11 protein-coding genes are annotated in these 18,814 nt (G+C 66.3%); 2 read left to right on the forward strand and 9 right to left on the reverse strand.

Annotated features, from left to right (window positions below; translation table 11 throughout):
• Nucleotides 1-21 precede the first annotated feature (21 nt).
• The 8 genes from KJ554_14930 to KJ554_14965 form a co-directional block, all read right to left on the reverse strand.
• Entirely contained in the window at nt 22-4,698 is a 4,677-nt protein-coding gene (locus tag KJ554_14930; protein ID MBU0743625.1) for a DUF11 domain-containing protein, read from the reverse strand.
• A gap of 1,184 nt (nt 4,699-5,882) precedes the next feature.
• Nucleotides 5,883-6,449 carry a hypothetical protein gene (locus tag KJ554_14935; GenBank protein MBU0743626.1) on the reverse strand — a complete coding sequence of 189 codons (567 nt, stop codon included), beginning with the start codon at nt 6,447-6,449 and terminating at the stop codon, nt 5,883-5,885.
• Nucleotides 6,450-6,711: 262 nt separating this feature from the next.
• Entirely contained in the window at nt 6,712-8,268 is a 1,557-nt protein-coding gene (locus KJ554_14940) for a PEGA domain-containing protein (protein ID MBU0743627.1), read from the reverse strand.
• A 244-nt stretch (nt 8,269-8,512) separates the two neighbouring features.
• Entirely contained in the window at nt 8,513-9,583 is a 1,071-nt protein-coding gene (locus KJ554_14945) for a hypothetical protein (protein MBU0743628.1), read from the reverse strand.
• 27 nt (nt 9,584-9,610) lie between these two features.
• Nucleotides 9,611-10,174: a hypothetical protein gene (locus KJ554_14950; protein MBU0743629.1), complete on the reverse strand. Its 564-nt coding sequence runs from the start codon at nt 10,172-10,174 to the stop codon at nt 9,611-9,613.
• Between the two features lie 291 nt (nt 10,175-10,465).
• A complete protein-coding gene (gene kbl, locus KJ554_14955) occupies nt 10,466-11,695 on the reverse strand; it encodes a glycine C-acetyltransferase (GenBank protein MBU0743630.1) in 1,230 nt (409 codons plus the stop codon).
• 36 nt (nt 11,696-11,731) lie between these two features.
• Complete coding sequence (locus tag KJ554_14960; protein ID MBU0743631.1) at nt 11,732-11,980, reverse strand: acyl carrier protein; 249 nt, start codon at nt 11,978-11,980, stop codon at nt 11,732-11,734.
• A gap of 15 nt (nt 11,981-11,995) precedes the next feature.
• Complete coding sequence (locus KJ554_14965) at nt 11,996-14,134, reverse strand: AMP-binding protein (protein MBU0743632.1); 2,139 nt, start codon at nt 14,132-14,134, stop codon at nt 11,996-11,998.
• Between the two features lie 204 nt (nt 14,135-14,338).
• Here KJ554_14965 and KJ554_14970 point away from each other — a divergent pair, with 204 nt between their 5' ends.
• On the forward strand, nt 14,339-16,225 hold the full coding sequence (locus tag KJ554_14970; GenBank protein ID MBU0743633.1) for a sulfatase-like hydrolase/transferase: 1,887 nt from the start codon (nt 14,339-14,341) through the stop codon (nt 16,223-16,225).
• Nucleotides 16,226-16,233: 8 nt separating this feature from the next.
• Here the strand turns inward: KJ554_14970 and typA are convergent, their stop codons facing one another.
• Nucleotides 16,234-18,048 (reverse strand): translational GTPase TypA, encoded by a 1,815-nt coding sequence (gene typA, locus KJ554_14975; GenBank protein ID MBU0743634.1) that lies wholly within the window; start codon nt 18,046-18,048, stop codon nt 16,234-16,236.
• A gap of 313 nt (nt 18,049-18,361) precedes the next feature.
• On the opposite strand from typA, the gene KJ554_14980 reads away from it, so the two are divergent.
• Complete coding sequence (locus KJ554_14980) at nt 18,362-18,760, forward strand: hypothetical protein (GenBank protein ID MBU0743635.1); 399 nt, start codon at nt 18,362-18,364, stop codon at nt 18,758-18,760.
• The last annotated feature ends 54 nt before the right edge of the window (nt 18,761-18,814 follow it).

An 18,814-nucleotide genomic window follows, 5' to 3' on the forward strand; every position in this document is an offset into this window, starting at 1 on the left:
CCCCTCCCGGCCGATATCGGTCTACTTCATCAACAGCATCTTCTGCGTCTTCATCGCGTCGCCGGTCACCAGGCGATACAGGTACACGCCGCTGGAGACGCGCCGGCCCGCATGGTCGTCGCCTTCCCAGACCGCGGCGTGGTAGCCGGCCGGTCTGTCCTCGTCCACGAGCGTCGCGACCAGACGGCCGCGCAGGTCGTAGATCCCGAGCTTCACCCTGCCGTCGCGCGGCAGCCCGTAACGGATAGTCGTCAGCGGGTTGAACGGGTTCGGGAAGTTGGCGAAGAGCGTCACCTGGCGGGGGATCGCCTCTTCCGCGGGCAACGCCTCGGCGATGTAGTCCGCGTCGCCCACCACGAGCTTCAGGGCGTGCGGCGAACCGCTGCTGGCGCCAACGAACGTGTACGTGTCCATCTCGCGCAGGTCGACGTTGATCAGCAGCAGCTCGTCCCGCAGCCAGACCTGGTGGTCGGCGGGCACCGACTCGACGCCGGAGAACGTCAGTTCGACGCGCCCCTCCACGTTGGTGCGCACCTCCAGATCCCAGCTCTGGCCACCGCTCTCGGCGTCGACCGGGCGGGCGTCCCTGCAGTAGGCGGGGAAGGGCGTCTCCCATTCGGGATGCGGGAAGCTGACGGTGACGTAGTCGCCGATCACCGGCGGTTCGGGGCGATCAAGGCGATCCCAGTCCGTGTCGGCCTTCTCGTAGACGGCCGCCGTGTTGTCGTTGTCGAGCGCCGCGCCGGTGCGGGCCTCGATACCGACGGCCCACAGGGGTGGCGGATCCGACGCGGGCATCACCTTGTTCTGCGCACCCACCGGGTCGATCAGCAGCCGGTCGTCGTCGCTGTTCGCGGCGACCAGGTAACCGTTGAAGGGTTCCAGGGAGCTGGCCCCCGAGAGCGCCGCCCACGAGCCGACGAAGTTGCGCATGTCGACAGGGTCGCCCGACTCCAGGCTGACGCCGATCATGGGCACCGCGTAGTTGTACGGGTTGCCGATCAGGTTCCAGCCTTCGTTCAGGTTGATCGCGAACGGCGCGGCGGTGGGCACGGTGCCGCCCGGACCTGCGTCGAAGTACAGGCCGGCCTGCTTGACGATCAGGAAGAACCCGCGACCCGGGATCACGTCGCCGCAGTTGGGAAACTCCGAGTTCTCCCACGATTGCGACTCGTTCAGACCGAACAGCCTCCACTTCGCCGGATCATATGTCCCGAAATCGTCCTCGAACACGGGCCCCGGCCGCGGGTCGTCCAGTTCCAGCGGGATGGAGATCATGCGATAGGCGCTCTGCTCGGTCCCGCCCGGCTGGGAACTGGGGTTGGACAGGAGGGTGACGGTGATCGTCAACGCCCCGTGCGCCGATTCGCCCAGGTTGTCCGCCATGTCGCGGGCGCTCACGTAGCAGTCCACGCCGGCCGCGGTGACCGACGCGCCCGGGATCGTGCCCGCATAGGTGTCGGGCGTCGCGGTCGGGCTCATGACCACGTCGGTGTAGGCTCCTGACGCCCCCTCGCAATAGTGGAGTGTGACCGTGCCGTCCTGGATGCCGCCGTTGTCGGTCGCCGACGCGGTGACGGTGATCGACTCGCCCACGGACGCCGGGGTGATGCCGGTGATCGCGACGGCCGGCGGCGGATCGATGGGCAGCATGTCCTCGATGGCCGAGTTGTCATTGGGGTTGTCGTCGATGCCGTTCAGGCTGACGATCTCGGCCTGGTTGGTGATCTCGTCCAGCACGTCCGCGGTCACGACGATATTCAGCGTGGCGCTCGCCCCGTCGAGCAGGGAGTCGATCGTCCACAGGCTGGTGGCATCATCGTAGTCACCTGCGCTGGAGGTGTCGGAGACCCAGGTCACCCCCGACGGCAGGACGTCGCGGATCACGATGTCGGACGTATCGTCGGGACCGTTGTTGACGACGGTCAGCGTGTAGGTCACGTTCGTGTTGACCGGCGGCGCGTCGTCGCTCACGTCCTTGCTCAGGGCCAGGTCGGCGAAGGTCAGGTGTCCGCCGGCCCAGGCCAGGTTGTTGTCGACGCGCGGATCCGGCAGGCTGCTGCCGGAGATCTCGGCGGTGTTGGTGAACGGTTCCGCGAGCAGGACGTCGGCGTAGATCGTCAGGGACTTGCTGTTGGCGGCGCCCGGCAACAGATCGCCCACGAGCCAGTCGCCGCCGATCTCGTCGTAGGTCACGCCCGTCTGGTCATAGCCCGTGAGCGTCAGCACGTTCGCCGGCAGCAGATCCTGCACGTGCACGTCGGTGGCCGTGCTGGGTCCGTTGTTCTTGACGGTCACGACGAAGATGATGGGGTCGCCCTGGCCCGGATAGGAGTTGTCCAGCGTCTTGGTGACCGCCAGATCCGCGGCCCGGCCCACGATGGCGACCTCGGCGCTGTTGTTGACCTGGATCGGATCGGCCTGGTCGGCCCCCACGATCGTCGCCGTGTTGACGATCTCGGCGGCCAGATCCACCTCGGCCTCGATGGTCAGGGTGTCCTGCTCGCCGTAGGCCAAAGTGTCCAGGCTCCAGATGCCGGTCCCCATGTCGTAGCTGCCGGCCGACGGCGTGGCCGACACGAAGGTCAGACCCGGCGCGGACCGGTCCAGGATGCACAGCCCCGTGGCGTCGTATTCGCTGTCGGTGTGGTTTTCCACGATGACCTCGAAGGTCACGGTATCGCCGAGCGCCGGGTATGTCTCGTCGACGCTCTTGGTCACGGACACGTCTACGGGATCGGACGACACGGTCGCGCAGATCATGTCGTTGTTGGGATTGGGATCGGCCTGATCGCTGGACGCGATGAACGCGCAGTTGGTCACGGGATCCTCGGTCGCCATGTCGGCGCCGATCTGCAGGACAAGCTCCTGGCCGACGCCCAGCTCGGCGATGGTCCAGGTGCCGTCCTCGAAATCCGAGTCTGCCGCGGACCAGATGTAGCTCACATCCGTCAGGCCCTCGGGCTCCTCGTCGACCACGACGACGTTGTAGGCGGTCGAGGGGCCATTGTTTTCAATGGTCAGCGAGAAAGTGACGGTGTCCCCGAGTCCCGGACTGTACGGATCGGCCGTCTTGCGCAGCGACAGGTCGGCGCTGTGGCCGCGGATGGTCGCCTCGGCAGTATCGTTGGTGTCGTCCGGATCGGGCGGATGGGCGACGCTGACCGTCGCCGTGTTGGCGATCAGGTCCGCCACGAGCACGGTGGCGCGGACCATCATCGAGTCGACCTGGCCGACGGGCATGGTGCCCAGCCGCCAGTTGTCACCGATGTAGGTGCCGGCGCTCTTGACCACGGAGGTGTAGTACAGACCTCCGGGCAGGGCGTCTTCCACGACGACGTCCACGGCCGCGTCCGGCCCGTTGTTCTCGACCTTCACCTTGAAGACGATCTCGTCGCCCACGCTGGGGTCGGTGTCGTCGACCGACTTGGTGACCGCGAGATCGCAGGCGTGGCCGACTACCCAGGCTGAATCGGTATCGTTGTCGGGAACGGTGTCCGAAGAGCTCTCATCCGCGACGGTGGCGGTGTTGGTCAGGGTGTCGGTCGGCACGTCCACGGTGGCGCTGAGGGTAAGGGTGGCCACCCCGGCGTTATCGAGCTGCCCGATGGCCCACTCGCCGGTCAGCGTGCCGAACTCGCCCTGCGACGGCAAGGCCGACACGAAGGTCAGGCCGTCGGGCAGAGTGTCCACGGCCAGGGTGTTGAAGGCGGTGTCCGGGCCGTTGTTGGTGACTTCCAGGGTGAAGGTCACGGTCTGGCCTACGTCGATGTTGGTGACATCGACGGTCTTGACCAGGGCCAGGTCGGCGACGGGGCCCTCGGCCGCGTCACATGCGGTCGCAGAGAGACCGCTGGCCAGGCCCGCGTTGTCGACTGCCTGGATCTCGTAGCAATACTCGACGTAGTTGTCCACAGTATCGTCCCCGTACGTCATCGAGCTGCCGGCTAGCGCCGACACCGTATCGATCACGGCCGGCGAGCCCTCCTCCGGCGTGCGGGTGATCCAGTAGGCGACGAGGTCGCACTCGTCGTTGTTGTCCCAGGTCAGCGTGATGAGGCGGTCGCCGGTCGAGGTGTCAAGACCGGTCGGTTGAACCGGGGCTTCGGTATCACCGGGGGTGGCGCAAACATCGTCCGAGTACGGGCTTTCGCGCCCGACAACGTTATAGGCCGTAACCGCATAGATATACTGAGTTCCCGAGATGCCGGTGTCGTCGTCGTAGGTCAGGGTGCCCGCCGGGGCGGCACCGATCTGTGTGAGGCTCTCGGGTGTTTCGCCACGGTAGATGCGATATTCAACGATGGCGACTTCGGATTCCATCTGCCAAGCCAGCGCGACCGTGGCGTCATCGACCGTGGCTGCGAGGTCGGTCGGGATGGGCGGTGCAGTGGGACAGGGTTGATCGAAGGTGCAGAACTCCCACACGTAATCACCGCCCGGGTACATGTCGCCGTCGCCGTCGAGTGGATCTCCATCGGCGTCATGTACGCCGTCGGTCAGCCGGCAGGTCACGAACTCGTCCGGGGCAAATGGCGTGTCGGGAGTAAAGGTGAACGCGAGACCGCTTGGGGCATGAGCGAATGTCCCCGTTACCGGCCCTGATTCGGAGCCCGTGACCTCGAACGTGGAGGCGTTGATTGTTGCGGCGTCGGCTGGTTCGCTGAAATCGACGCGGACAGTGCCCGACTCGTCCACATTGAAGTCGTTGGCGGCCGGGGTCGTCCGGTGGGCCAGGAGGCCGAGACCCTCGAAGTAGATGTGGTCGATCGCAACACCGAACGCGGAGGTGTAACCGTAATCATCGGCGCCCCTAAAGTAGAAAAGAAATCTCAGATCCGTGCCAGCACAGTCGGGAACTACAACGGAATGGGGGTTCCAGTTGTTCGAATTACCGGAAAACGGACCTTCGAGATATTCCCACTCACCTCCATCCTTCGAGATCGATACTTGGTAGAAGTCATTCGCATTATGAGTGGACATCCAGAGTGTGTAGTTCAACTTGACTTGACCTTCAATGCCATCTGGAATCCGAAATGGAGGTGAAATTAAGGAACTGGCAGTCTCTTCATAATAGTCCCCCCACGGGATGGTAGAGGCACAATTATCACCGATATATGACTCCGCCGGCCCGGCGGTTGGCACATCGACGAACCAACAACCGTTAGTGGCATACCAGTCGCCCTGTCCATTATCGAAGTTCTCGGGAACTCTTGGTGAGGGAACTATGCCTTTCAGAATATGGATATTATCGACATACCAGCCAAGTGTACTTGTGTAACCGTAGTCGTCACGTGACACGAATCGAAACCCCAATTTGATCATCCGACCTGCATATTCAGTCAGATCAACTGCAAGCCATGACCAGTCGGATGTATACCGCCATTGTGTCGGACCAATATCCTGCCAGCCACTCCCATCATCAATGCTGACTATGCCATAATCATTGGAGTTGTGGCAAATGGTCCAATGCTGGAACCAGAGGATGATCTGCTCATCTGGTGATTCCAGCTCGGGGAGTGGATCGGATAGAGCGATCCAAATTCGTCCGCTGGATGCTTCAGGGTAGTCCCCGGATAGTATAGTGCCTGCACAATTGGCTCCTTGAGGAACCTCTGGTGACGTGGTTGTGGGCCCGACTTCCCAACAAGAATTGATATCAACTTGCCAGTCCCCCTGGCCCCACTCCCAGTTCTCATAGAAGATCACCTCGCCGGAACCGGGCACATCGGTTTCACCTGCTCTGGGCCCCGACAGCCCTACCGCAGCCTGCACCGATAACAACAAGCTCATCACGAGTCCCAAGACCAACAATCTATTCAACATGTCATCTCCCCCTGAAGACCTCACAATGAAATGCGCACGCGAAAACGATCCAACGCCTACCGCGGCAACGCCGGCGGATCCGGCAGTTCATCCGTCGGTGGCGTCGGATCATCGCCGCCGGAGACCAGGATCGCCACGACCGCCACCGCCGCGGCTCCGATCCCGTAGACGGCCTTCTTGAAGAAGCCCTTCTTCTGTTCTGGCTCGCCGGTCGGCGGTTCGTAGTCGGGGTCCTGTTCCATGCGTACCTGGTACACGAGATCCACGTAGTTCCGGTTGTCCTGGGGGTCCGGCTCGTAGCCGGGTGCGATCTCCAGTAGTTCGACGATGGCCTGCTTGGCCTCCGCCTCCTTGCGGCTGCCGATGTAGGCCATGCCGATCAGGCGGTAGGCCTTGGCCTGGATCTCCAGATCTGGCGCGTTGTGGTCGAGACAGTACCTGAGCGTCTCGATCGCCTCGTCGAAGCGGCCGATGTTGTAGCTCTGCTGGGCGCGGGCCAGCTCCTCGTCGCAATCCTGGGCCCGGACCGCCGTCGCGACGGCGAGACCTCCGATCAGGACGGCTAGCGAGAGGACGGCCGTGAGCTTGGCGCGGCCGCTGGGCATAGAGAGACGCATGGACATGATCCACCTCCAGAACGCGGGAATGAACGGGTCGTATTGAAATCCGGGCTGTATCGAGGTATGCGAAGAATCGTCGTTGCTCCACGTGGCCGGGGAAGCGCTCCGACGCCTGATGGCAGTCTTCCCTGACTGCGGGATGCCCATGCAGGGGCAAGTCGGGTGTTGACTGGCGATAGGTGCTCTTCAAGGACACGGATTTTACGATACCGCAAATCGGATGTCAGCCACTATTTTGAACAAACTGAATCGATTCGGTGGGATATCAGGGCGTTCGCTGCATGTCGAAGTGGATGAACGTGCCCACGCCCTCCTCGACCATGAGCTCCCTGGCCCCCAGGGTGTGATAACCGGCGAGCCGTACGTCGATCCGGCGCAATCCCGGCCGCACGGAGATCATGTAGGGGGTGTAGCAGCCCCGGAAACGGTCGTTGACGTAGATGGTGGCGTTGCTCGGATTCGAGGTCACGGTGAGGTCGAATTCCTGCGTGAAGTCGAACACGAGGTTTTTCTCGTCGCCGTTGGCGATCTCCACGGTCTTGCGCCAGACGCCGTAGATCACGTGCCGGGCCTCGACCTCGTAGGTTCCCGGCCGCAGGGCCGTGGTGTAGGGCGCATTGGAGTCCTCCGCCTTCGGATCGCCGTTGATCGCGATCGAGCCCGAGGGGACGATCGTGACGGTCAGGTGACCGACCAGCCGCTCCAGCCGCGCCTCGTGCAGGTAGGGGCGGTCCACACGCAGCGCCAGGGTGTCCCGCCGTGTCGCATAGCCGTCCTTCGACACCACGACCACGTGGTCGCCGCCGGTCAGGCGATCGAAGGTGCAGGGCGTGGTGCCGAGGCGGCTGCCGTCCAGCACGACCTCGGCGGAACTCGGGATCGACGTGACCTCGAGAGCCGTCAGCGCGCGGGACAGGGTCACGTCCACGACGCTGCCGCCGCCGGCCCGCACCTCGACATCGCGCGTCTCGGAGCGATAGCCGGCGAGCCTGAAGCTGGCGGTGTAGGAACCGGCCTCGAGCTCGTGATCCCGCAGCGGGGTGGCGCCGACGTGGTCGCCGTCGAGGTAGACGCTCGCGCCGGACGGGTGCGTCGTGAGCGTGACCGTTCCCCGCGTATCCGCCAGGATCGGGGAAGACTGGCCGGTGATGGCCGTCACGTCGCTCGGTGTCCCCGCCGTGTCCCGTTCGGCCGCCGCCAGGGAATCCGCGCCGGACGCGTCCTGCGTCATCTGCCGGCGGGCCGTGACGTCCGCAGGGTCGCCGATGACGAGGTCGCGCAGGTAGGGCACGCCGAAAATCCCCAGGGCCGCGATCGCGGCGATCGCGAGGCCGAGCAACGGCAGGGTCCGTTTCCGGCCGCCCCTGTACCAGAAACCATCGGGGTCGGGGCGCCACCAGGTGCGCTTGAGATCCAGCAGGCACCGGTCTACTACCCCCACGAGAGTCTGCAGCTGGCGGTCGTTGGGAGGATTCGCGGCGGGCACCCATTGCTCGATGCTGAGGTGGAACATGAAGCCGCGGTTCGGCTTCACCTTGTCGATGCGGAAGATGACGTGGGGCATCTTCATCTGAGACGCCAGCGTCAGCTCCTTCAGGACCTCGTTCGACTTGACGGAATTCTCCGACAGGACGAGGACGACCAGCTTGGTTTCCTCGAGACCCCGGGTGATCTCGACCGCCCAGTCGGCCTTGGGAGGAATATCGCGACTGGAGACCCAGCAGCCGATGTCGTTGCGCTCCAGGGCCTGGCAGACCAGCATGACGGCGCGTTCGTCCTCGCTGGAATGGCTGATGAATACAGATTTCTTCCCGTCACCCACCGGCGATGGCTCCCAGGAGAGTTGACCCGAAGCGGCTCACACCAGACATCCACTCTACACCCTTCCGCCTGATAAGTGAAATTCATATGGCAACGGGCCGGCCACCCCACCCCTTTCGCTCCGGAATGAAACGCCTCGGACCCGCTGGACGATTCTCGTGCGGCGACGGCGTCGCCGCACGGCAAACCGCCCGCCCCCGGCGGGGGGCGGGCGATCGCGTCGCCGTCCCGGACGACGGCAGGGGTCACTGGAATTGCCAGGGGATGAGATCCCGGTTCAGGGGCGGGTGGCAGCAGCCCAGGGCGCAGGCCTCGTAGGTCGCTTCCGCAGCGCCGTAGGCGCCCTTGCAGGCCTTCTTGGCTTTCTTGATGGCCGTCTTGCAGGTGCTCTTCGCCTTGTTGCAGCAACGGCGATAGCTGTTGAGGATCGTCAGATCGGCCACACCGATGGCGATCGGCGCGAACGGACCCGTGAAGACCAGGGGTGTGGCGATGCCCATGCTTTCCAGGGCCTCCTCGTGGCAATCGTCCAGATCCTCGTTCATGACGTCGATGGCGTCGCAGGCCGCGGAGCAGAAGGCGCCCAGGGCGCTGTTGACCGAAGTGTAGAAGACCGCCTTGCAGCCGTTGAGACAGGCCCGGTCCATGAGCTGGCCGGGGGGGCAGTCGACATCGGGCGGCGAGGGCTTCCAGGAAGTCTGCTGGCAATCGTCCTCGCAGGCCTGGTCCTTGGCGAAGCGGTCGGGCCGCGCCTTGGCCATGTCGGACGGATCGACGAAGTTCTCCGGCTCGCAGGCATCGACCAGCGGCCGCAGGAAGTTGAAGTCGACGCCCGTCTCGGTGCCGGCCGAGGCGGTGGCGAGGATGGTGACCCCGCCGAGGGGCGTGAAGATCGTGCCCGTCAGGAAAGTGAGCCGCAGGTCGAGCTGATCGACCAGGGTCTGCCACCGGGGATCGATGGCGACCAGGTCGGCCTGGGTGTAATAGTCGGCCTCGACGACCTCCAGTGTGAAGGGTTCGCCCGTCTGGGACGCGCCCGTGTAGACGCCGGGCGCCACGATCTCCGCGTCGAGATACGTCGCGCTGGCTTCGGAATCGTAGGGCGAGGCGAAGAGTTTCTCCCAGAACTCCTGGTAGTACTCGTCCAGGGGCTGCAGCACGGGTTCCGGCTCCGGCTGGTCGGGCGGCACGATGACGTTCTTGTCGGTCTCGACGGGGTTCGTGACGTCGTCGCTACAGCCGTAGGCGAAGAGCAGCGCCCCCAGCGCCACTAGGGCGAGGGCGGGTACGGATCGTCGGATACGCAGGGTTCGCATGAGGTTTACCTCCCGGTTCGGAGCCGGCTATTCCCAGTGGATGCGGATGATTTCGTGTGCCAAGGCGGGACACAGCTTGCAGCCGCCCTTGCCCGAGGCGGGCGGTCCGTTGCCGCTGTTGAAATTGACCCACGCCATGCAGTGCCAGGCCCAGTTGCCGTCGTCGTCCTGGAGCCATTCGCAGTCCTCGGGGTCTTCCACGTAGGCGCCGCCGCGGTCGATGTCGGTGACGAACTTCTCGCAGGCTTCTTCGTCGGGACAGAGCTGGCACTCGAACTGCCCCTCTACGTCGGTGGCGATGGCGTCGTCGATGGCGGCGCCCATGGCGTCGTGCAACGTCGCGCCGCTGCCCAGTCCCACGGTCCGGTCGCCCTGCACCGTGTAGATGCTGGTGCTGCCGTCGCAGGGTCGGTACTCGTCGAGGAACTCGGTGGTGGGGTCGCCGTCGCCGGAGCCGGCCTTGTCGGCCGTGGCCTGGGTCTGCTCGGGCGCGGTGCTGGTCACGTCGCTGCACGAGGCGAGCAGCAGCGCCACGCCCGCCAGCGCGACGACCAGCAACGGAATCGTCAGTTGCGCGGGAATCCTCTTCATGTTCGGGACCTCCGGCTCGGGTGAAGGTGGGCGCGGTCGCCCGCGCTCTCGTCCTGGCGGGGGGAGATGCCCCCCCGTGCCTGGGGAACATCATCGATCCGGAGGATTCAAGGGGGAGGCGGGGAAAACCGGGACATCACACGGGCCGCGGGCCGAGAACGGCCCCGCAACCCACCCTGACCTTTGCGGAGTACCCTCTCGAGAGACAGGGTCGCACACGAAGATCCGGAACAATACCGCAGGCCGAAGGCCGAGGACGTTCCGGATCTTCGTGTGCGACCCTGTCTCTCTTCAGAGACCGTATTTCTCGACGATCCCCTTCTTGTCCAGCCCGAGGATGCCGTACTTCTCGCCGATCTTCCTGAACGCCGCCACGGCCTTGTCGATGTGCTCGGTCTCGTGTGCGGCCGAGAGCTGTACGCGGATGCGCGCGGCGCCCGACGGCACCACCGGGAAGAAGAAGCCGATGACGTAGATGCCCTCGGCGTACATGTCGCGGGCCATGTCGTTGGCGAGCTTGGCGTTGTAGAGCATGACCGGGACGATGGGCGTGTCCTGCCCGCCCACCTGCAGGCCGGCGGCGGTGATCCGCTCGCGGAAGTACCGGGTGTTCCGCTCCAGCTTGTCGCGGCGTTCGGTGCTTCCGGAGACCAGCTCTAGGACCTTGATCGAGCCGGCCACGATCGACGGCGCCAGGGAGTTGCTGAACAGGTACGGGCGCGCCTTCTGGCGGCAGAGCTCGACCAGCTCCGCGCGGCCCGACACGCAGCCGCCGGACGCGCCGCCGAGGCCCTTGCCGAAGGTGGTGGTGATCAGGTCGACCTTGTCCATCACGCCGAAGTGCTCGTGGGTGCCGCGGCCGGTCTTGCCGATGAAACCGCTGGCGTGGGAGTCGTCCACCAGCACCATGGCGTCGTATGCGTCGGCCAGGGCGCAGACCTCGTCCAGCGGGATCAGGTCGCCGTCCATGGAGAAGACGCCGTCGGTGACGATCAGGCGCGTGCGCTTGTCCCGGTGCAGTTCCAGCTTCTTTTCGAGATGCGCCATGTTCATGTGCTTGAACGTGTCGTACTGGGCGGAGCAGAGGCGGATGCCATCGACCAGGGAGGCGTGGATCAGCCGGTCGGCGATGATCACGTCCTCGGCCTCGAGGACCGCCTCGAAGACGCCGGCGTTGGCGTCCATGCAGGACGGGAAGAGCAGCGTGGACTCGGTGCCCAAAAAAGCCGACATCCTGTCCTGCAGCTCGCGGTGGATGTCCTGTGTGCCGCAGATGAAGCGGACAGAGCTCATGCCGTAGCCGCGGGCGTCGAGGCCCGCGTGCGCGGCGGCGATCACGTCGGGGTGGCTCGACAGGCCCAGGTAGTTGTTGGCGCAGAAGTTCAGCACCTTCCGGTGCGCGGCCCCCTCTGGATACTCCACCTCGATCTCCGCGTCCTGCGGGGAGCAGATGAAGCGCTTCTCCTTGTAGAGGCCCTTCTCCTTGATGCTCTCTATCTCGGCGGCGAACATGCCGCGCATCCTGTCGGAATACGCCATCGCGTCCTCCTGCCTGTCTCAGCCCAGGTGCCTGTCGACCAGTTTGCAGATCGAGTCGACGGTGTCGAAGGCCTCGGGCGTGGCCTCGCTGTCCGGCAGCGAGATCTTGTACTTCTTCTCCAGGAACACCTTCAGCGACACCATGGAGAAGCTGTCGACGATGCCCGAGGAGATCAGCGGCGTGTCGTAGGTCACTTCCAGGTCGTCGTCCTCGTCCACGTACTCGTCGATGATGTATTCGAGGATCGTATCCTTCATCTCGTCCATCGGGGTTCCTTTCGTTCAGTCGTCTTCCAGGGTCGAGAGATCGCCGACCTCCTCGCCCCACTCGAGGGCGCGCAGGTAGCGGCGCAGGATCTTGCCGGAGCGGGTCTTGGGCAGCTTCTCCATGACCTCGATCTCCTGGGGCATGGCCAGCGGCGAGAGGCTCTTGCGGATGAAGTTCATCACGTCGAGCTCGAGCATGTCGTCGAAGTCGAAGCCCGGATTGAGCGTGACGAAGGCCTTGACGACCTCCATGTTGACCTCGTCCGGCTTGCCGACCACGGCCGCCTCGGCGATGGCCTCGTGCTCGATCAGCGCCGATTCGACCTCGAAGGGGCCGACCAGGTGGCCGCCCGTGTTGATCACGTCGTCGTCGCGTCCGACGAACCAGAAGTAGCCGTCGGGGTCGATGCTGGCGCGGTCGCCCGACACGTACCACAGGCCGCCGTCGGTGCGCAGCTGGTCCGGCGTGGCGTCGGGGGCGGCGCCCACGAACTTGCTGCGGTAGACGTCGTGCTGGTTGCGGTACTCCCGGAACATGGCCGGCCAGCCGGGGCGGAAGGCGATCAGGCCCACCTTGCCAGGCTCGGTCAACGGCTCGTGCGTCTCGAGGTCGAGCACCGCGGCGGTGATGCCGGGGAACGGCTTGCCCATCGAGCCCGGCTTGATCTTCAGCCCCGGGTAGTTGGTGATCATCATGGCGCCGGTCTCGGTCTGCCAGAAGGTATCCAGGAACGGCTTGCCGAAGACCTCCTCGCTCCACACCACGGCCTCGGCGTTCAGGGGCTCGCCCACCGAGCAGAGGTGGCGCAGGCTGGACAGGTCGTACTTGTCGACCGTCTCCTTGCCGTCGCGCATCAGCGAGCGGATGGCCGTGGGCGCCGAGTACCAGACGGTGATCCTGTTGTCCTGGATGAACTGGTACCAGCGGGCCGAGGTGAAGCCCGAGTCGAGGACGCACTGGGTGACGCCCAGCGCCCAGGGGCCGATGATGCCGTAGCTGGTGCCGGTGACCCAGCCGGGGTCGGCGGTGCACCAGTAGATGTCGTCGTCCCGCAGGTCGAGCACCCAGTGGGCCGTGAGCGCCTGCCCCCAGATCGAGTCGTGCACGTGCTGGGCGCCCTTGGGCTGGCCGGTGGTGCCGGAGGTGTAGTGCAGCACGCTGGGGGTTTCGGGGCCGGAGCGGAAGCACGCGAAATCCTCGCTGCGGCCGGCTTCCATGTCGTAGAAGACCTCGCCGTCCTTCAGCTTGTCGGGGTTGCCCTCGACCACGATGACTCTCTCGAGCGCGGGCAGCTTGTCCAGGATCTTGCGCACCTTCTTGACGTGCTTGCCCGTGGTCAGGATGGCCCTGGTCTCGGCGCTGGCCAGCCGGACCTCGAGGGAGTCGTCGCCGAAGGCGGAAAACAGCGGCTGGGCGATGCCCCCCATCTTCAGCACGCCCAGGAACGAGATGTACAGGGCCGGGATCTTGTCCATGAAGAGGCAGACGCGATCGCCGGGCTCCACGCCCTGGTCCCGCAGCATCCCGGCGAAGCCGTTGGACAGCACGCGCACGTCGTCGAAGGTGTAGGCCGCCTCGCCGCCGCCGAAGCCCTCCCAGATCAGCGCGGTCTTGCCGGCGTGCCCGCGGGCGCAGATGCGGTCGGAGCACATGTGGCCGATGTTCTGCAGCTCTCCCTCCCGCCAGTCCAGCACCTTGCGGGCCTCGTTCCAGTCGAAGTCCTTCAGCCTCTGTTCGTATGATCCGATGTTGCTCACGCGGAAACCCTCCTGCTCGTTCTGCATCACGACCACGGCGAGCGCCACGGCTCGCGAATGGGACAGGGAGACCCGGCATCCCCCGACGTTCTTCTCGTCGGCCCGCGCACGGGCCGCGCCGCGCAGCTCCAGGGCGACGGCGCCCGATTCCGCTCTCACGACTTCCACTTCGTGCCAGCGCAGACCCTGGGCGAGCCCGGCGCCCAGCGCCTTGAAGGCCGCTTCCTTGGCGGCGAACCTGGCGGCGTAGGTCTCCCACGGCCGCGCCTGGGTCTTTGCGTAGGCGATCTCGCCGGGCAGGAAGAGCTCCGCGATCAGCGCCTCGCCCGGACTCCCGGCCAGACGGGCGCGAAACCCGTCGATATCCACCAAATCGATGCCCATGCCGACGATCATCGACCACTCCACGGTGCACGGGTCCGCCGACTCTCGGAATCGGGAAAAGACATTCGCTAGGAATAACCAGAGGGGTCGGGTTTGTCCACGGGGAAATGGCGCCGCCTCCCTCTCGCCGGGCAACGGCTGGCGCGCGGGTTCCCGGCGTGATATGTTCCGGTCGGAACGGCCACGACCTGTCGACTCCCGATGATCGGCTAACTCATGTACGTGTTGCAAAACGCTTTGCGGGTCGACGGCTCGAAGCACGCCGTGCGGGACGCGGCCCTCGTCGCGACGGTGGCCCTGCTCGCCCTCTGCGCCGCGGGCTGCCAGGACGACGGCGAGCGGAAGCCCGCCGCGCGGAACACCCCGCGGGAGACCGCGCTGCCCGGCGACACCCGGCCCAACCTGCTGGTGATCACCCTGGACACCGCCCGGGCCGACCATCTGGGCTGCTACGGCGCGGCGGCGGCGCGCACGCCCCACATCGATCGCCTGGCCCGCGAGGGCGTGCTCTTCGAGCAGGCCATCACCGCCGCCCCGCTCACCGTGCCGGCCCACGCATCGCTGTTCACCGGGCTCTTGCCGCCGGCCCACGGCGCGCGCACCAACGAATCCACCCTGGCCGACGGGTCCAACGTCACCCTGGCCGAGATCCTGCGCGACCAGGGCTACGCGACCCTCGCCTTCGTGGGGGCCGAGGTGGTCCGCCGCTGGAGCGGTCTCGCCCAGGGCTTCGACGCCTACGCCGACGATTTCTCCGGCGACCGGCGGGCCGGCTCCGGCAAGTACGTGGAGAAACCGGCCGAGGACGTGGTGAGCGAGGCCGTCGCCGGCCTGCGCGCCGCCCCCGAACCGTTCCTGGCCTGGGTGCACCTCTTCGACCCCCACGCGCCATACGCGCCGCCCGCGGGGTATGAGGCCCCGTCCGGGCAACCCTACGACGGCGAGATCACCTACGCCGACCACTGGCTCGGCGAGCTGCTCGCTTCGCTGGAGCACACGGGACGCCGGGAGCGCACGGTCGTGGCCTTCCTGTCCGACCACGGCGAGGCCCTCGGCGAACACGGCGAGCACACCCACGGGATCTTCCTCTACGACGTCACCCTGCACATCCCGCTGATCCTCGCCGGCCCCGGCACGGGAAAGCCGGGCCGCCGCGTGCCCGAGCAGGTGCGTATCACCGACGTCATGCCGACCCTGCTCGCCCTGGCTGGGATCCCGGCCCCGGAAGGCCTGCACGGCGTCGACCTCGGCCCCCTGTGGCGCGGCGAGGGACTCGGCGAACCGCTCCCCGCCTACAGCGAGACGCTGCACCCCTGGACCGCCATGGGCTGGAGCCCGCTCTACGCCATGCGCGCCGACGGCTGGAAGGCGATCGAGGCGCCGCGGCCTGAGCTCTACGACCTGGCGCGCGATCCCGGCGAGAACCGCGACGTCGGCACCGACCACGCTAAGCGCCGCGACGGGATGATCGCCCGCATCGCGGAGATCAGGGACGCGTGCGCGGGGACGGCGCGCGGCACCGCGGCCACCCTCGACGACGAGCGCCGCACCGCGCTGGAGTCCCTGGGCTACGTCACGTCGAGCCGCTCCGGCGACGCGCCCGAGGTGGCGCCGCACCTCTTCGATCCGAAGGACGGGTTGCAGGTCCTAGAGAGCTATCAGCGCGGACACGCCCTGATCACGCAGGGCGATCCGCAGGGTGCCGTCGAGGTGCTGCGCCCCGTCTTCGCGCGCCATCCCGGCGCGACCCAGCTGGGCGGCACCCTGGCCGAGGCCTACCTGGCCCTGCGGCGCTACGACGACGCCCGTCAGGTCTACGAGAAGGTGCTGGAGCGGGACCGGCGCGCGACCAAGGTGCTCGTCAACCTCGCCAGCCTTCATCTGATGAGCGGGGACACCGACCAGGGCATCCGGTACCTGGAGCGCGCCCTGGAAGTCGATCCGCACCACGTGGCGGCGCTGATCAACCTGGCTGAGACCTACCGCGCCGCCCGCGGCGACACGGCCCGCACGCGCGCGTACTACGAGCGCTTCCTGGAGGCGGCGCCGACCGACCCCGACGCGCCGCGGGTGCGGCGCATCCTGGAGAGCATGGGCGGGTGACGGGCTGATCACACCTCGCCGGACGTCTTCACTTTCGCCGCCCGCTTGCGCGCGTTCTCGTCCAGCAGCGCCTTGCGCATCCTGATGTGGCTGGGCGTGATCTCCACGTACTCGTCGGCGTTGATGTGCTCGAGGCACTCCTCGATGCCCATGACCACCGGCGGCGCGATCCTCATCTTCCGGTCGCTGCCGGCTGCCCTCATGTTGCTGAGCTGCTTGGCCTTCTGGGCGTTGACCAGGATGTCGTCGTCCTTGGCGTGCTCGCCGATGACCTGGCCCATGTAGAGCACCTCGCCGGGGGCGACGAAGAAGCGGCCGCGGTCCTGCAGCGCGTCCAGGGCGAAGGCCACGGCCCGGCCCTGGGCGCGGCTGACGATGCTGCCGGACTGCCGCTGGGGTATGCTGCCCTTGAAGTACTCGTACTGGAAGAAGCGGTGGTGCATGACGATCTCGCCGCCGGTCTTGCGCAGCATCTTCGAACGGAAGCCGATCAGGCCGCGGCTGGGGATGCGGAACTCGAGCCTGGTCCGCTCCGCTCCCTGTTCCATCCCCACCATCTCCCCCTTGCGCGCGGCGGCGTACTCGATGACCGTGCCGGCCAGGTCGGACGGGATGTCGACGGTCAACACCTCCACCGGCTCGGCCTTGCGCCCGCCGATCTCCCGGTAGATCACCTGCGGCTGGCCCACCATGAACTCGAAGCCTTCGCGCCGCATGGTCTCCATGAGGATGGCCAGGTGCAGGATGCCGCGCCCGCTCACCCGGAAGGTGTCCGCGCTGGCTGTGTCCTCCATGCGCAGGGCCACGTCGCGCTCGGTCTCCCGGCGCAACCGCTCGCGCACCTGGCGGCTGGTGACATACTTGCCGTCCTGGCCGAAGAACGGGCTGTCGTTGGCCATGAAGCTCAGCGACAGGGTCGGCTCGTCCACCGCGATGATCGGCAGGGGCTCCGGGTTGTGCGGATCCGCCAGGGTGTCGCCGATGTCCACGTCCTCGAGCCCCACCACCGCGCAGATATCGCCGCACTGGACCTCGTCCACCTCGCGGCGGCCCAGGTTGTCAAAGACGAAGAGCTTCTTGATGGGCGAGACGACGTTGCTGCCGTCGCGCTTGAGCATGGCCACGCGGTCCTTGGATCTCAGGGTGCCGCGCTCGATCCGGCCGACGCCGATGCGGCCCACGTAGTCGCTGTGGTCCATGGCGGCCACCAGCATCTGCAGGGGACCTTCGCGCACCGTGGGCGCCGGGATATGGGCGATGATCATGTCCAGCAGCGGAAAGAGGTTCTCGCGCGCGTCCTCGAGTTCGGCCACGGCCCAGCCGTCGCGCCCGGCCGCGTAGACGCCGCGGAAATCGAGCTGCTCGTCGTTGGCGTTCAGCTCGCAGAACAGGCTGAAGACCTCGTCGAGGATCTCGTGGGGACGCGCGTCCTTGCGGTCCACCTTGTTGATGACCACGACCGGCTTGAGGTTCAGCTGCAGCGCCTTCTGCAGGACGAAGCGGGTCTGGGGCATGGGACCCTCGAAGGCGTCGACGAGCAGCAGCACGCCGTCGGCCATCTTCAGCACGCGTTCCACCTCGCCGCCGAAGTCGGCGTGGCCCGGCGTGTCGATCAGGTTGATGCGCACTCCCTTGTACGTCACCGAGAAGTTCTTGGCGGTGATGGTGATGCCGCGCTCGCGCTCGAGGTCGTTGGAGTCGAGGATGCGCTCCTGGACCTGCTGCCCCTCGCGGAAGACATGGCACTGGCGCAGGATCTGGTCCACGAGCGTGGTCTTGCCGTGGTCCACGTGGGCGATGATGGCGACGTTGCGGATGTCCATGGTGTCCTCGATTGACGTGGGTCGCGCGGGGCGAGCGCCCATAAGATGCCCCCGGTCGCCCCGTACCGCAATGCCGGCGTCGGCATCGGCTCCCGAAACGGTATCTCGTTTCTGCGGAGTTTCCTGCGAACGGGCCGGCGCGGGCTCGCAGACATCTCCGAAGCGGACGCGCGGGTACAGGCGGCGTGATCCATCCAACGAATTGACGCGCCATGAGATACGGACACGCGGCGGCTCTGCGGCAAACCCGGCGCGGCGATTGCTGTGGGGGACGCGGGACTCGGAGGAACACACGACCACAGGAGGTTGGATCATGAAGAACGCACTTCGTCTGACGATGCTCGCCCTGCTGCTCGGGCTGCTGTCCGCGGTCGCCTACGCGCAGGACCCCGGCCCGGGATACGGCATGGACCCCGATCTCGACCCGCCCCGCGCGGGCGTCGGCAACGCCAACTCGGGCAACCACAACATGAACATCCACAGCTACTGGTACAGATGGGGCACCGCGGAGGATCTGCTGTGCTCCGGGTTCGGCGCCTCCACGCAGGATCCGATCCAGGCCATGGACGGCTTCTGCTACGGCCCCGGCGACGGCACGGGATACATGGGCGAAGGCCCCGGCGACGGCACTGGCTTCGGTCCCGGCACGGGGGAATGCACCAACGACGGCTCGGCTGACGGGGTCTGCTCCCGCCGGCTCTCGAAGCGCTAGACCGAAGACGGGACGGACGGGGTCGTCAGATCGCCACCATCACCATCACTCGCA

Source organism: bacterium (genome assembly GCA_018814885.1).
Classification (GTDB): Bacteria; Krumholzibacteriota; Krumholzibacteriia; order LZORAL124-64-63; family LZORAL124-64-63; genus JAHIYU01.